Consider the following 13,992-nt stretch of genomic DNA (forward strand, 5'->3'; position numbering starts at 1 on the left):
CATGACTGCTACACTGCAAGTCATGTTGAATTTTTGCAAAGAGGGGGGACCTTCAGAATGATGACTTTACGCACGCTTGCCCGATTCCTGGCGCCTATCGGCCTGGTGGCGCTGGCCGCTTGCCAGACTGTCCAGCAAAAACCCGCTGACCAAGCCGGCTCGTCCAGCACCACGGCGGCGCAGACCCCCTCCACGGCCGCCCAGGCCGGCCAGACCGGCGGCGCCCAGCCTTCCGGCGCGCAGCAGCAGGTCGCTCCCGTCCAGGTCTTCCTGGCGGACACGCAGCCCCAGAGCGGCTGGGCCCGCGTGGACGTACAGCCCAATGGCGCCCTTTATGTGAATCCGCGCGCCATCATCGTGCGCGACGACCTGACCGGCGTGCAGGCGGGCACCAACGACAGCAAGGAAGGCCTGCTGGCTCTGAACCTGACTCCCGAGGCGGCACAGCGCCTGCTGCAGGTCACCACCCAGAACCCCAGGAAGCGCCTGGCGCTGGTGGTGGGCGACACCATGCTGGCCGCTCCCAGCTACAGCTCGCCCGTCAAGGACGGCCGCCTGATCTTCATGGTGGGTACGGAAGCCAACGCCATGGCCGCTGCGCGCGCCATCGCCGGGCCTCAGGCCACGCCGACCACCAATCAGAAAAGCAATTAAACCGTCGTCATGAAGCCAGCCATCCCCAGCAACGTGGCCTTTTATGTGCTTTCGTTCCGGGTGCTGGCGACCATGCACGGCGTCGCGCTGCTGACCATCATGCTGATGGCCAGCGGCGTGGTCAATTCCGTCTTCATGCCCGAGTGGCTGCGCATTCCGCTGGCGGTGTTCATGATGGGCCTGGTCTCCGCCTTCCTGGCCTTGTGCTGGAGCCACTGGACGGCCGCCTGGCGGATGTCCTCGACCGGACGGCGCTGGGCCTGGATTCCCGCATTCTGTTCCGCCTTCTTCCTGGCGCTGAGCCTGGCGGTGTTCCTGCTGGGGTTGTGGGGCACGCTGGGGGTGGCCAGCTTTGCGTACCAGCATAGCGATTGGGTCGATTCAGCTCCTCAGGACGAGGACAGCGCCGCGATTCCCGATTTCGGCATGCCTCAGATTTTCCCGCAGGAACTGCGTCTCTGAGCCTTGCCGCCGGCTCCACGAGCTCTTGGCCGGCCTGCTTGTCGGGCTTGCGTTGTATTTTTTCTAATTGCCTGTTTTCCTGCTCGCTATTTTGCTGCTCCCGGTTTTAAAATATACGCATTGCGTATATTAATATAGCGAGCACTCCACATGGCCGTTTCCCAACAAGTATTTTTGCGCGATGCGATGCGTCGCCTGAACCTGACCCGCGACGTATTCGCCGCCCGCATCGGCGTCAAGCGGCGCGCCCTGGATACATGGCTGTTGCCGGAAGGCTCGCTGGAGTCGCGGGCCATGCCGGAAGTGGTGCAGCGCTTCGTGACGGAAATCGTGGAAAACGAAGCCCTGCTCAATAAATATGCGCAGAGCGCACAGTCCGGTCCGCTGCGTGACCGTATCGCCGTCGGCGGCAAGCACCAGTTGCTGTCGGTGGACCAGTTCACGCGCGAAACCGTGGAAGAGCTGTGCAGCCTGGCCGACATCATGCAGCCCATCGCGCGCCGCCAGAAAGTGTCGCGCGTGCTGGAAGGCGCCGTGCTGGGCAACCTGTTCTTCGAGGCCTCGACCCGCACCCGCGTCAGCTTCGGCGCCGCTTTCTGCCGTCTTGGCGGCTCTGTCTGCGACACTACCGGCTTCACGTTCTCGTCCATGGCCAAGGGCGAATCCATCTATGACACCAGCCGCGTGATGAGCGGCTATGTGGACGCCATGGTGATCCGCCACCCCGAGCAAGGCTCGGTGGCCGAATTCGCCCGCGCCACCAACATCCCCGTGGTCAACGGCGGCGACGGCGCCGGGGAGCACCCCAGCCAGGCCCTGCTGGACCTCTACACCATCAGCACCGAGTTTTCCCGCCTGGGCAAGCTGTTGGACGGCGCGCACATCGCCATGGTGGGCGACCTGAAATACGGCCGCACGGTACATTCCCTGATCAAGCTGCTGGGCATGTACCGCGGCCTGAAGTTCACCCTGATCTCGCCCCCCGGCCTGGAAATGCCCGAGGACATCGTGCAGCAGGTGGCCAAGCAGGGCAAGCACGTGATCGAACAGACGCATTCCCTGGAAAAAGGTCTGCCTGGCGTGGACGTGATCTACGCCACCCGCGTGCAGAAGGAGCGTTTCGCGGAAGGCCAGGGCGACAGCTACACCGCGGATTTCCAGGTCAACAAGGCCATCATCGACCAGTGCTGCGGGCCCGACGTGATCGTCATGCATCCGCTGCCGCGCGACAGCCGTGAAGGCGCGCATGACCTGAGCGTGGACCTGAACCATGATCCGCGCCTGGCCATCTTCCGCCAGGCCGACAATGGCATCCCGGTGCGCATGGCCATCTTCGCCGTGTTGCTGGGCGTGGAGACCCTGGTGCAGCATTCCATGCGCGATGTCACCTGGAGTCCGCCTTCGCACGTCGGCCCCGACGACGCGGTCTTCCACGGCATGTACTGACGCGCCGCCGCGGCTGCGGCCCCCCGCGCCCGCCATGGCGCGGCGGGCCGTTTTGCTTACTTGGCCGTAGGCATGACGAATTCCGCTCCTTTGGCCATGCTTTCGGGCCAGCGCTGCATGATGGACTTCTGCCGCGTGTAGAAGCGCACGCCTTCCTCGCCATAGGCGTGCATGTCGCCGAACAGGCTTTTCTTCCAGCCGCCGAAGCCGTGCCAGGCCATGGGCACGGGGATGGGCACATTGATGCCTACCATGCCCACCTGGATGCGCCGGCCGAACTCGCGCGCCACATTGCCGTCACTCGTGAAGCAGGCCACGCCGTTGCCGAATTCATGCCGGTTGATCAACTGTATGGCGGCGGCCAGATCGGGCACGCGCACGCAGCACAGGACCGGCCCGAAGATCTCTTCCTTGTAGATGCTCATGTCGGGCGTGACATGATCGAAGAGGGTGCCGCCCAGCCAGAAGCCGTCCCGGCAACCCTCGCCGGCCAGGGCGCCGTCAAAAGCCCTGCCGTCGACCCGCAGCAGCGCGCCTTCGCGCACGCCCTGGGCGATGTGCTCGGTGATGCGCGCATGCGCCTGCGGGGTGACGATGGGGCCCATCTCGGCCTGCGGATCCATGCCGTTGCGGATTTTCAAGGCGCGGGTGCGTGATTCCAGGGCCGGGAGAATGCGATCGGCGGCCTCGCCCACCAGCACGGCGACCGACACCGCCATGCAGCGTTCGCCGGCCGAGCCGTATGCCGCGCCGACCAAGGCGTCGACCGCCAGATCCAGGCCGGCGTCGGGCATCACGACCAGGTGGTTCTTGGCGCCTCCCAGGGCCTGGATGCGCTTGCCGCGGGCGGCGCCCTTTTCATACAGGCGCTGGGCGATCGGCGTGGAGCCGACGAAGGACACGGCCTGCACGTCCGGATGTTCGACCAGGGCGTCCACTGCTTCCTTGTCGCCTTGCACGACGTTGAACACGCCGTCGGGCAGGCCGGCCTGCTTGAGCAGCTCGGCGATGAACAGGCTGGGGCTGGGGTCTATGGGACTGGGCTTGAGCACGAAGCAGTTGCCGGCCGCGATGGCCACGGGAAACATCCACATGGGCACCATGACCGGAAAGTTGAAGGGCGTAATGCCGGCGACCACGCCTAGCGGCTGGCGCAGGGCCCAGTTGTCGATGCCCGTGCTGACCTGATCGGTGTAGTCGCCTTTCAGGAGCTGCGGAATGCCGCAGGCGAATTCGACAATCTCTATGCCGCGGGTCACCTCGCCCTGCGCGTCGGAGAAGACCTTGCCATGCTCGGCCGTGATCAGCGCCGCCAGCGCGTCCTTGTGCTCGTTCAGCAGGGCAAGGAATCTGAACAGCACGCGGGCGCGACGCACGGGCGGGATGTCAGACCAGGCGGGGAAGGCCGCCCTGGCGCAGGCGACGGCATCGTCGACATCCTGTGCGTCGGCCAGTCTCACGTGGCCGGCGACCCGGCCGCTCGCGGGATTGTAGATGGGCTGCGTCCGGGCGCCGGCGCCGGCCTGGAGGCTGCCGCCGATGTAGTGGGCGATCTCCTGGACCTTGGGGTCTGTCATGGTGAAGCTCTCCTGCTCAGGTGGGTTGCAACAAAAAGGGCGGCGGCCCGCAGGGGGCCGCCCGGTTCAGTGGGAAGCGGCCGCGATGCCGACCGCCGTCTCGGCCCGGGCTTCCTGCGCCGGGAAGCCGGCGCGGTCCTGCGCGGCGCGGCGGCTGCGATCCGCGGCGGACACCGCCACGATGGTCAGAAAGGCCAGGGGCATGGAGATCAGCGTCGGATAGTCGTACGGGAACACGGCGGCGGAAAATCCGAAGATGCGCACCCAGACGGCGGGCGACAGGATCACCAGCGCCAGGGCCACGCCCAGCCCCGCCAGGCCGCCGGCCAGCGCGCCGCGCGTGGTCAACCCGCGCCAGTACATGGACATGAGCAGCACGGGAAAATTGGCGGAGGCCGCGATGCTGAACGCCAGGGCCACCAGAAAAGCCACATTCTGGTCGCGGAACAGCAAGCCAAGGACGATGGCGACCAGCCCTATGCCGATCGAAGCCAGGCGGTTCACGAGCATGGCCTGCGCGGCGGACACATTGCCGCGCCGCAGCACCTTGGCGTACAGGTCGTGCGCCGCGGCCGAAGCCCCCGCCAGCGTCAGGCCGCTGACCACGGCGAGAATCGTGGCGAAGGATACCGCGGCCAGCAGGCCGAACAGCAGGTTGCCGCCCAGCGCCGTGGCCAAGTGCATGATGGGCATGTTCGAGCCGCCCAGCACGGGGCCGCCCACCTTGCCGTCGACGTAGAATGCGGGATAGTCGGGCAGGATCGCCATGGCGCTCAGGCCCAGGAAACAGATGAGCACGAAGAACACGCCCATCAGTCCCGTCGCCACGAATACCGATTGACGGGCTGCGCGCGCGTCGGGCACGGTGAAGAAGAGCATCATGATGTGGGGCAGGCCGGCAATGCCGAATACCAGCGATACGGCCAGCGAGAAGCCCGAGAACGGGTCCGCCATCAGCTTCCAGGGGCCCTTCATGGCTTCGCCGGCCGGGTGCCGCTCCGAGGCGGCCGCCACCAGGGCGGAAAAGTCGAAGTCGAAGTAGCCCAGCGCCAGCACGGCCATCAGTACGCCATTGCCCAGCATCAGCACGGCCTTGATGATCTGCACCCAGGTCGTGGCGACCATGCCGCCGAGCACGACGTAGACCATCATCAGCAGGCCCACCGCGATGACGGCGTAGGAATAATCGATGCCGAACAGCAACTGCACCAGCTGGCCCGCGCCCACCATCTGCACGATCAGATAGAACAGGACCACCGTCAGCGAACTGATCGCGGTGAATATCCGGGTGCTGCGTTCATCGAGCCGGTAGGAGACGATGTCGCTGAGCGTGTAGCGGCCCAGGTTGCGCAGCCGTTCGGCGATCAGGAACATGACGATGGGCCAGCCCATGAAGGCGCACACGGCATAGATCAGGGAGTCGAACCCGTTGGAGAATGCCAGGGAGGAGATGCCCAGCAGCGTGGCGGCGGACATGTAGTCGCCCACGATGGCCAGCCCGTTCTGGGTGCCCGTGATGCCGCCGCCCGCGGTGTAGAAGTCGGAGCTGGAGCGGGTCCTGAGCGAGGCCCAGTAGGTGATCCCCAGGGTGACCAGCACGAAGCCGGCGAAGATCAGGATGGCTTGCGTGTTCATGGCCGCACCTGTGCCAGCAGGCGATCGCGCATGGGATCGAAGCGCGAATTGGCCACGTGGATGTAGGCGCCCGTCAGCAGCCAGGACAGCAGGATCAGCCCAACGGCGTACAGCAGCCCGCTGGTGACGGTCCCCTGGTCGTTGAGCGGGTGCGCCAGCGCGGCGGGCCAGAGTACGGCGGCCAGGATGAAGCCGGCGCGCAGGCCTAGGCAAAGGCCGGCGCAGGCAAACGCCAGGCGCCGGCGCTGCGACTTGAGCCGTTCGTACTCGGGCAGGCCGGACAGGCGCCGGCAGATTTCTTCGTTCGACAGCATGGTTTGTCTCCGTCCTTGTTCTGTTGGTCGCCCATGTCCGCCCGGCCTGCAATCAGGAGGTCGGCCTCACTTTATGGGCTTTCTTGTTCACGAACTCGCCCAGGCGCTCCTGCACGTCCCGCCCGGTCTGTACAACGGCCGCCATCAGGCCCTCAGTGAAAAGCCCTTCGGTGGCGGCCATGTCGCCAATGCGGCTGATCGAACTGACGATGGCGTAGTTCGACAGGACCGCATTGCCGGCAATGCGCTGCGCGAGCTCCAGGCCGAGCTCGTACGCGGACTTGGGGTTGGCCTCGGTGTTGCAGACGTAGTGGGCCAGGCCCAGGCGCTCGCCTTCGTGCGCGTCCAGCACCCGGCCGGTCAGCATCAGCTCCACCATGCGGTTGGCCGAGATGATCTTGGCGGTGCGCACCGTGGCGCCTCCGCCGGTGAAGATGCCGCGCGTGCCTTCAGGCAAGGCGAAGAAGGTGCTCTTGTCGGCGACCCGCACGTGTGCGGCGCTGGCCAGCTCCAGGCCGCCGCCCACGACGGCGCCCTGCAGGCAGGCGATCACGGGAATGCCTCCGTGCTGGATCTTGTCGAAGGCGCGGTGCCAGCCCTGGCAGACGCGCAGGAAATCGACGGCGCTGCGCGCCTTGTCGTGGTGTTCCTTAAGGTCCAGGCCGGCGCAGAAATGATCGCCCTGCGCCTTCATCAGAATGACCCGTATGTGCTCGGGCACGTTGGAAAAGTACGCGTCGATTTCGGCGATGGCTTCTTCGTCCAGCGCGTTGCGCTTGTGCGCCTTGTTCAGCGTGACGATACCGATGTCGTCCAGCTCGGTCGTGAGCAGGAAGGGTGCTGCCATAATCAAACTCCTAGAATGGGGAAAGGGTGCGCGCCGACAGGCGCTAGCGCGGCGCGGCTTTGTCCGCCAGCCATTGGCGCAGCGCGGATTTCTGGATTTTTCCCGTGGCGGTCATGGGCATCTCGTCGATGAATACGACCCGATCCGGGCAGGACCACTTGGCGACCCGCCCTTCGTAGCGTGCGAGCACGTGGGCTTCGCTCAGCCCGGCGCTCGGTTTCGGAACCACGAACAGGACAGGGCGTTCGCCCCATTTTTCATCCGCGTCCGCGACGCAGGCCGCCAGCTCGATCCGCGGTTCTTCCATCGCGATGTTCTCGATCTCGATGGACGAGATCCATTCGCCGCCCGATTTGATGACATCCTTGCTCCTGTCCGTGATGCGCAGGTAACCGTCCGCATCGATGGAGCCCACGTCGCCGGTGCGGAACCAGCCGTCCTCGGTCGCGTCCTGCATCTTTCCGTAGTAGCGCGCGATGACCCAGTTGCCCTGAACCATAAGATGCCCGGTGCTGTGGCCGTCATGCGGCAGCTTGCGTCCCTGGTCGTCGACGATCTTGAAGCGCACGCCAAAGAGCGCCCGCCCCTGGGAGGTCAGCATGTGCTGTTTTTCCTCGTCGGGCAGCGCTTCGTGCCGGGGCAGCAGTTGGCAGACCGTCCCCAGGGGGGAGGTCTCGGTCATGCCCCATGCGTGGCGCACCGCCACCTTGCGTTGCGCAAAGGAAGCGATCATGTGGGGCGGGCAGGCGGCGCCGCCGATCACGATGCGCCGCAGCGTGCTGAATGCCAGACCCTTCTCCTGGACGTGGTCGAGCACGTTCTTCCATACCGTGGGCACGCCCGCCGACAGGGTGACGCCGGTGCGCTCGCACAGTTCGTACAGGCGATTGCCCTGCATGCCGGCGCCGGGCAGCACGATCCGGGCGCCGGACAGCAGGGCGGAATAGGGCAGGCCCCAGGCATTGACGTGAAACATCGGCACCAGCGGCATGACGGTATCGTTGCCGGAGATGGACAGCGCGTTGGGATGGCATGACGCATAGGCATGCAGCACGGTGGAGCGGTGCGAGTACAGCGCGCCTTTGGGCTCCCCGGTGGTGCCGGAGGTGTAGCACAGGCCGCAGGCGGTGTTCTCGTCGAATTCGGGCCACTGGAACCCGGCGGCGTCCTGGGCCAGCCAGGTTTCATAGTCCTCGTCCGGCGCGTCCTGGCGGGCGGCGCCCATGCGCACCCAGTGCCGGACGCTGGGGCAGCGTTCCTGCAGGTAGGCCGCCAGCTCGCTGAAATGATCGTCGTAGAACAGCGCCGCATCCTGGGCGTCGTTGATGATGAAGGCAATCTGCTCGCGCGTCAGACGGGGATTGACGGTGTGGCAGATGGCGCCCATGCCGGCCGTGGCATAGTAGATTTCCAGGTGGCGGCAGGTATTCCATGCCAATGTCGCCACGCGGTCGCCTGGTTCCAGGCCCCGCAGCGCCATGCCCCGCGCCAGCGCCTGGACCCGTTGCGCGAATTCCCGATACGTGCAGACATGCAGTTCGCCCTGGTCCAGGGCCGTGATGATTTCCTGGGCGGGGTTGTTTTCTGCGGCATGTGTGAGAATGGAGCTGATGAGCAAGGGCATGCGCATCATGTTTGCGGCTGGCGCCATGGCAAGGTCTCCTTGTTGTATGGTTGGAGCATAGGCTGCTTCGCTAACGAGCCCAATTGCCAATTGCGACGCTGCATATGCAAAAACTGACAATATTCTGTTTGGGAGAGACATGGACATGATGGTCGTCGGCAGCGCCGATGCCGCGGACGTGAGCGCCGCGACGGTGTCGCTGGATCTGGTGCAGGATTGGTTGTCCAGTTTGCGGGCCGTGTGCGCCGAGCCTGTCCTGGATCATTGCCTGAGACAGGCCGGCATCGTCAAGGATTTCATGGACCGGCCTGTTTCCCGGCTGACCCGCGACCAGCTGGTGCGTCTTTATCAGGAGGGCGCGCGGGCCACGGGCGATGAGATGATGGGCTTGTGGAGCCGGCCCATCCGTTCGGGGTCCTTGAAGTACATCGTGCGGGCTGTCCGGGATGCGCCGGCCATCGACGTGGCGCTATATCGCTTCACGCAGTTCTGGAATCTGCTGCTGGACGACTACAGCCTGAGCCTGGTCCAATCGGGCCAGACGCTGGGCGTCATGCTGGTGCCGCGCCGCGAACGGGCCGCGGTCAACCGTTTCGGGCACGCCCTGATGCTGAAGCTGACGCACGGCATCGTCTCCTGGCTGGTCGGCCGCGAGGCTCCGGTGCAGGAGGTGGCGCTTGCCTTCGGGCGGCCGCCGTTCGCGGCCGATTACTCGATCCTGTTCCCCGCGCCTATGCAGTTCGATGCAAGGCGCTCGCAGATTCTGTTTCGCGCCGAGCTGGGCCCCATCCGCCCCGAACGCAGCCAGGCCGATGCGCGCCTGTTCCTTGAGAGGGCGCCGCGCGACTGGATCTTCACCTCGTATCGCGAGCACGCCTTGCGCCTGAAAGTGCGCGAGCTCTTGCATGCCGATCTGGGGCGCACGCTGGAAGAAGTATCCGGGAAGCTGCATATGTCGCCGCGTACGCTGATACGCAGGCTGGGCGGGGAGGGGCTGTCGTTCCAGGGCATCAAGGACGAGTTGCGCCGGGACCTGGCCATTTTCTATCTGGCGCGCCGGGAAGTGTCGCTGGCCGAGATCGCCTATGCGCTGAAGTTCAGTTCGCCGGCGACCTTTCATCGCGCTTTCCGGCATTGGACGGGGATGACGCCGGGCGTGTATCGGACAGCCCAGCGGGAGCTGGGCTGACCTGGCGCCGCAGGGATCAGGATTTGCGCTCGCCGCCCAGCACGCCGACCAGGTCGGCGATCAGATTGGCCAGCTCGGCCGTCATCAGCGTCATGTCGGCATCGAAGATCTCGTCGTCGTTGACGGCGGTGGCATCCTGTTTTTCAGGCAGGATGTCCAGCGGGCTGACGCGCTTGATGTCCAGGGCGTCGGTCAGCACGAAGCTGATGCGCTCGGCCCAGGTCAGGGCCAGGCGCGTGCACTGCTTGCCGGCCTGCACGTGCTTGCGCACTTCCTCGATGTCCACGCTCTGCTTGACATAGCGCACGGCCGCGCCGCTGTCGCCGGTCGAGCGCAGCTCGGTGTCCTGGTCTATGGTGAAGTTGGCCGGCGGGTCATTGTCGATCAGCCAGGAGGTCATGACCGAGCCGGGCGACAGCTCCGTGTACAGGGGCAGGGCGGGAAAAGGCTCTACGCTCTTGGCAAGCAGCCCCAGCACTTCGTCGCTCTTGGCGGTGGCCGCCGCGTCGATGGCCAGCCAGTGGTTGCGGGTATCCAGCCACACGCGGGTGTCGCGGGACACGGCAAAGGCGCGCGGCATCAGCTCGGTGATGACCTGCTCCTTGATTTCCTTCATCTGCTTGCGGCCGGGCTTGTAGCCTTGCTGCTCTTCGATGTCGCGCGCCTTTTCGCGGGCGACCTGGTTGATGACGGCGGTCGGCAGCAGCTTCTTTTCGGCGCGCAGGGCGATCAGGTACTGGCCCTCGACCGCATGCACCAGGGCGTCGTTGTCACGCGGGCTGACCCAGCCCAGGCTCAGCGGCTCCTGGCTGGAGCCAGGCGTGAAGCGATGCTTGGCCAGTGCGTTTTCCAATTCCTGGGCGGAACATTTCCAATCGGGGGAGAGGCGATAGATGCGTAGATTCTTGAACCACATGGACACTAGGATAGGTAGACAGGACAGAGAAGGCCGGGGTTTGCCCGCTGGAAGCGGACCCCGCCGCAAGGCAAAGCGTTGATTGTACGCGCAGAAGCCCGGACGCGTCCTCGTCCGTTTACCCGTGTTTGCATTTGGGCGGGCCGCGGAGCGCGTCAGGCATTGATGTCGTTGTGGCGCGTTTCGCGCACGAAGGGCAGGCCTATGGCCACGGTGAGCAGGCAGATGATGATGGGATACCACAGGCCGTCGTAGATATTGCCCGAGGCGGCGATCATGGCGAAGGACAATGGCGGCAGGAACCCTCCGAACCAGCCGTTGCCGATGTGGTAGGGCAGGCTCATGGACGTGTAGCGGATGCGGATGGGAAACATCTCCACCAGCATGGCGGCAATGGGGCCGTAGACGGCCGTCACCAGGCCGACCAGATAGGTCAGCAGCAGGATCAGCATGACGGTGTCGACGTGTTCCGGGTCGGCCCGCTCCGGGTAGCCGTGCTGGCGGATGGCGCTGGTCAGTTGGGCCTTCAGTTCCCTGGACTGGCGCGCGAATTCCGCGCGCGCAAGGCCCGCGCCTTCGAAGCTGTCTATGGTCTGCGTCCCGATGCGCACCTGCGCCACCTGGCCGGGCGCGCCCGCCTGGTTGCTGTAGCTGACGGCATGGCTGGCCATGAAGGACTTGACGATGTCGCAGGAGCTGGTGAAGGAGTGCGTCCCCACAGGGTTGAACTGGAAGGAACAGGCGGCGGGGTCGGCGATGACGGTCACCGGCGCCTGCCGCTGCGCCTGCACCAGGGCCGGATTGGCGTAGTGCGCCAAGCCCTTGAAGGCGGGATAGTAGGTCAGCGCCGCCAGCAGGCAGCCCGCCAGGATGATGGGCTTGCGGCCGATGTGGTCCGACAGCCAGCCGAACAGCACGAACAGGGGCGTGGCCAGCAGCAGGGCGATGGCCATCATGGTCTGCGCGTGGTTGGCTTCCACGCCCAGGGTCTGGGTGATGAAGAACAGAGCGTAGAACTGGCCCGTATACCAGACCACGCCCTGGCCGGCGGCCAGGCCGAAGAGCGCCAGCAAGGCGATGCGCAGGTTCTTCCAGCGCCCGAATGATTCCCTGATGGGCGCACTGGACAGCGCGCCTTGTTCCTTGATGTGCTGGAAGGCGGGCGACTCTTCCAGGTTCATGCGTATCCAGACCGAGATGCCCAGCAGCAGCACCGAGATCAGGAAGGGGATGCGCCAGCCCCAGGCCACGAAGGCTTCCTCGCCCAGGGCGCTGCGTATGCTCATGATGACCACCAGCGACAGCAGCAGGCCGACCGAGGCCGTGGTCTGGATCCAGCTGGTGTAGAAGCCGCGCCGGTGCTGGGGCGCGTACTCGGCGACATAGGTGGCGGCGCCGCCGTATTCGCCGCCCAGGGCCAGTCCCTGCAACAGGCGCAGCACGATCAGAATGATGGGGGCCGCGATGCCGATGGCTTCGTAGTTGGGCAGCACGCCGACCAGGAAAGTGGACAGTCCCATTAGCAGGATGGTGACAAGGAACGTGTACTTGCGGCCCACGCGATCGCCAATGCGGCCGAACAACAGGGCGCCGAACGGACGCACGGCAAAGCCGGCGGCAAAGGCGAGCAGGGCGAAGATGAAGCCCGCGGTCGGATTGACCGCCGAAAAGAAATGCTGCGCCAGGATGGCGGCCATGGAGCCGTAGAGGTAGAAGTCGTACCACTCGAACATGGTGCCCAGCGAGGAGGCGAATATGACTTTGCGCCCCTGGGCGTCGAGTTTGCCGCGGGCGGCGCGGGGCGCGGCGTCCAGGGCGTGTCTGGCGATCGTCGGCGGCATGCGTCAGGCTCTCCGTGGCGGGTTCAGCGGGAAGCTGGCCCGCAGGCGTGTGCCGCTGGCCTGGCCGGCGCTCAGCGGCAGAAACTCGATGGTTGCGTCATGGATGTCCGCGATCTCGCGCACGATGGCCAGTCCCAGCCCGCTGCCGTCGGCCTGGTTGCCCATGATGCGGTAGAAGCGGTCGAAGACGCGCGACTGATGTTCCGGCGCGATGCCCGGACCGTTGTCCTCGATCTCCAGCCAGCCATGCTCTTGATCCCGGCCTGTGCGCACGGTCACCCAGCCGCCGGCCGGCGTGTAGATCAGGGCGTTGTCCAGCAGATTGTTCAGCAGCTCGCCCGCCATCACGCCGTCTGCCGGCAGCCCCACGGGCTGCCCGGCGCTTTCCAGGCCCAGGTCCAGGCCCATCTGCAGGGCGCGCGGCACCCATTGGGCGATGTGCTGTTCGGCCAGGGTGTTCAGCTCGATGGCCTGCGAGAGAGGCGCGCGCAGCGCATCGCCGCTTTCGGCCCGCGCCAGGGCCAGCATCTGGGTGACCAGCCGCGTGGCGCGCTCGGTGCCGCGCACCAGTTGGCGCAGGCTGGCTTCGCTCTGGACGGGGTCGTGTTCGCGCAGCGCCACTTCCGCCTGGGTCCGGATGCCGGCCAGCGGCGTTTTCAACTGATGCGCCGCATTGGCCACGCAGCGCCGCTGCGCGGCGGAATACTGCGCCTGGCGCTCCAGCAGCCCGTTCATGGCGTCGATCAGGGGCACGATCTCCGCCGGCGCCTGGTCGCGGTCCACGGGCGAGAGATCCCCGGGCGCGCGGGCCCGCAGCCGGGCCTGCAGCAGGTTCAGCGGCTCCAGGCCGTGCGTGAGCCCCAGGCCGGCCAGCATGGCGGCCAGGGGCACCAGGATGAACTGGGGCGTCAGCATGCCGATCAGGATCTCCCGGTGCAGCACCGAACGATGCTGGTTGGTCTCGGCCACAATGGCCAGAAAAGGCGTGTTCAGCCTGTCCCGCCCGCCCCAGACATAGGCCAGGCGCAGGCTCTGGCCGTCCATCTCGACGTCCCGGTAGCGCAGGACATTGTTTTCATAGTCCCAGCTGTCGGGCAGGGGCAGGGCGGCGTTGCCGGCCAGGGGATCGCCGTTGGCGTCCCGGATCTGCCAGAGCGTGGGCGTGTCGCTGCCCAGGCGCAGAATGGTGTTGGCCGAGGCGGACAGTTCGACCCGCCCGTGTACGTCCTGCTGGCTGATCTCGTGGCGCAGCAGGTCCAGGTGATCGCGCAGCGTGCGGTCGTAGGGCGAATTGGCGATGTGCTGAGCGATGAAATAGGTGATGACGATGCCTATGGTCCACAGCAGGAACAGCGGGCCGAATATCCACAGCATGATCTTGTGGATCAGGGTGCGTTGCGCCGGCCTGGCCGGCGCCTTGCGGAAGCGCGCGGCCCGGTCGGGGGCGTCCTGGCGGGCGGACTGGGGCTGGGAATGCATGGACGGCC

The 13,992-nt window shown here is 65.9% G+C and carries 12 protein-coding genes; 4 read left to right on the forward strand and 8 right to left on the reverse strand.

The window, feature by feature from the left end; all coding sequences use genetic code 11:
- Positions 1 to 57: 57 nt before the first annotated feature.
- The 3 genes from ACWPWO_RS16765 to ACWPWO_RS16775 all read left to right on the forward strand — a co-directional run bounded on the left by ACWPWO_RS16765 (position 58) and on the right by ACWPWO_RS16775 (position 2,562).
- A complete protein-coding gene (locus ACWPWO_RS16765; protein WP_394060132.1) occupies positions 58 to 654 on the forward strand; it encodes a SecDF P1 head subdomain-containing protein in 597 nt (198 codons plus the stop codon).
- A 9-nt stretch (positions 655 to 663) separates the two neighbouring features.
- On the forward strand, positions 664 to 1,116 hold the full coding sequence (locus tag ACWPWO_RS16770; RefSeq protein ID WP_454007563.1) for a hypothetical protein: 453 nt from the start codon (positions 664 to 666) through the stop codon (positions 1,114 to 1,116).
- A gap of 150 nt (positions 1,117 to 1,266) precedes the next feature.
- On the forward strand, positions 1,267 to 2,562 hold the full coding sequence (locus tag ACWPWO_RS16775) for an aspartate carbamoyltransferase (protein WP_394060129.1): 1,296 nt from the start codon (positions 1,267 to 1,269) through the stop codon (positions 2,560 to 2,562).
- 56 nt (positions 2,563 to 2,618) lie between these two features.
- Here the strand turns inward: ACWPWO_RS16775 and ACWPWO_RS16780 are convergent, their stop codons facing one another.
- The 5 genes from ACWPWO_RS16780 to ACWPWO_RS16800 all read right to left on the reverse strand — a co-directional run bounded on the left by ACWPWO_RS16780 (position 2,619) and on the right by ACWPWO_RS16800 (position 8,586).
- Positions 2,619 to 4,139 carry a CoA-acylating methylmalonate-semialdehyde dehydrogenase gene (locus ACWPWO_RS16780; protein WP_454007564.1) on the reverse strand — a complete coding sequence of 507 codons (1,521 nt, stop codon included), beginning with the start codon at positions 4,137 to 4,139 and terminating at the stop codon, positions 2,619 to 2,621.
- Positions 4,140 to 4,205: 66 nt separating this feature from the next.
- Positions 4,206 to 5,774, reverse strand: a complete 1,569-nt coding sequence (locus ACWPWO_RS16785; RefSeq protein WP_454007565.1) for a sodium:solute symporter family transporter — start codon at positions 5,772 to 5,774, stop codon at positions 4,206 to 4,208.
- A complete protein-coding gene (locus tag ACWPWO_RS16790; protein WP_454007566.1) occupies positions 5,771 to 6,088 on the reverse strand; it encodes a DUF485 domain-containing protein in 318 nt (105 codons plus the stop codon). Before ACWPWO_RS16790 ends, ACWPWO_RS16785 begins: the two co-directional genes overlap by 4 nt.
- 52 nt (positions 6,089 to 6,140) lie before the next feature.
- A complete protein-coding gene (locus tag ACWPWO_RS16795) occupies positions 6,141 to 6,935 on the reverse strand; it encodes a crotonase/enoyl-CoA hydratase family protein (protein ID WP_454007567.1) in 795 nt (264 codons plus the stop codon).
- Positions 6,936 to 6,978: 43 nt separating this feature from the next.
- Positions 6,979 to 8,586, reverse strand: a complete 1,608-nt coding sequence (locus ACWPWO_RS16800; RefSeq protein WP_454007568.1) for a long-chain-fatty-acid--CoA ligase — start codon at positions 8,584 to 8,586, stop codon at positions 6,979 to 6,981.
- 112 nt (positions 8,587 to 8,698) lie between these two features.
- Between ACWPWO_RS16800 and ACWPWO_RS16805 the strand changes: the two genes are divergently transcribed.
- A complete protein-coding gene (locus ACWPWO_RS16805) occupies positions 8,699 to 9,748 on the forward strand; it encodes an AraC family transcriptional regulator ligand-binding domain-containing protein (RefSeq protein ID WP_454007569.1) in 1,050 nt (349 codons plus the stop codon).
- A 16-nt stretch (positions 9,749 to 9,764) separates the two neighbouring features.
- Here the strand turns inward: ACWPWO_RS16805 and ACWPWO_RS16810 are convergent, their stop codons facing one another.
- The 3 genes from ACWPWO_RS16810 to ACWPWO_RS16820 all read right to left on the reverse strand — a co-directional run bounded on the left by ACWPWO_RS16810 (position 9,765) and on the right by ACWPWO_RS16820 (position 13,984).
- The gene (locus ACWPWO_RS16810; protein ID WP_454007570.1) at positions 9,765 to 10,664 is read right to left on the reverse strand and encodes a recombination-associated protein RdgC; all 900 of its coding nucleotides are present in this window, start codon (positions 10,662 to 10,664) and stop codon (positions 9,765 to 9,767) included.
- Between the two features lie 155 nt (positions 10,665 to 10,819).
- Positions 10,820 to 12,397 carry an MFS transporter gene (locus ACWPWO_RS16815; RefSeq protein WP_454007809.1) on the reverse strand — a complete coding sequence of 526 codons (1,578 nt, stop codon included), beginning with the start codon at positions 12,395 to 12,397 and terminating at the stop codon, positions 10,820 to 10,822.
- A 111-nt stretch (positions 12,398 to 12,508) separates the two neighbouring features.
- A complete protein-coding gene (locus ACWPWO_RS16820) occupies positions 12,509 to 13,984 on the reverse strand; it encodes a sensor histidine kinase N-terminal domain-containing protein (protein ID WP_454007571.1) in 1,476 nt (491 codons plus the stop codon).
- Between the last annotated feature and the right edge of the window lie 8 nt (positions 13,985 to 13,992).

Source organism: Alcaligenes sp. Marseille-Q7550, from assembly GCF_965112015.1.

What these genes read in the sequence shown, in the direction of transcription:
- ACWPWO_RS16820 (WP_454007571.1), bottom strand. Translation starts at nt 13,984, where the DNA reads ATGCATTCCCAGCCCCAGTCCGCCCGCCAGGACGCCCCCGACCGGGCC.
- ACWPWO_RS16800 (WP_454007568.1), bottom strand. Translation starts at nt 8,586, where the DNA reads ATGGCGCCAGCCGCAAACATGATGCGCATGCCCTTGCTCATCAGCTCC.
- ACWPWO_RS16770 (WP_454007563.1), top strand. Translation starts at nt 664, where the DNA reads ATGAAGCCAGCCATCCCCAGCAACGTGGCCTTTTATGTGCTTTCGTTC.
- ACWPWO_RS16815 (WP_454007809.1), bottom strand. Translation starts at nt 12,397, where the DNA reads ATGTTCGAGTGGTACGACTTCTACCTCTACGGCTCCATGGCCGCCATC.
- ACWPWO_RS16775 (WP_394060129.1), top strand. Translation starts at nt 1,267, where the DNA reads ATGGCCGTTTCCCAACAAGTATTTTTGCGCGATGCGATGCGTCGCCTG.
- ACWPWO_RS16810 (WP_454007570.1), bottom strand. Translation starts at nt 10,664, where the DNA reads ATGTGGTTCAAGAATCTACGCATCTATCGCCTCTCCCCCGATTGGAAA.
- ACWPWO_RS16805 (WP_454007569.1), top strand. Translation starts at nt 8,699, where the DNA reads ATGGACATGATGGTCGTCGGCAGCGCCGATGCCGCGGACGTGAGCGCC.
- ACWPWO_RS16780 (WP_454007564.1), bottom strand. Translation starts at nt 4,139, where the DNA reads ATGACAGACCCCAAGGTCCAGGAGATCGCCCACTACATCGGCGGCAGC.
- ACWPWO_RS16795 (WP_454007567.1), bottom strand. Translation starts at nt 6,935, where the DNA reads ATGGCAGCACCCTTCCTGCTCACGACCGAGCTGGACGACATCGGTATC.
- ACWPWO_RS16765 (WP_394060132.1), top strand. Translation starts at nt 58, where the DNA reads ATGATGACTTTACGCACGCTTGCCCGATTCCTGGCGCCTATCGGCCTG.
- ACWPWO_RS16785 (WP_454007565.1), bottom strand. Translation starts at nt 5,774, where the DNA reads ATGAACACGCAAGCCATCCTGATCTTCGCCGGCTTCGTGCTGGTCACC.
- ACWPWO_RS16790 (WP_454007566.1), bottom strand. Translation starts at nt 6,088, where the DNA reads ATGCTGTCGAACGAAGAAATCTGCCGGCGCCTGTCCGGCCTGCCCGAG.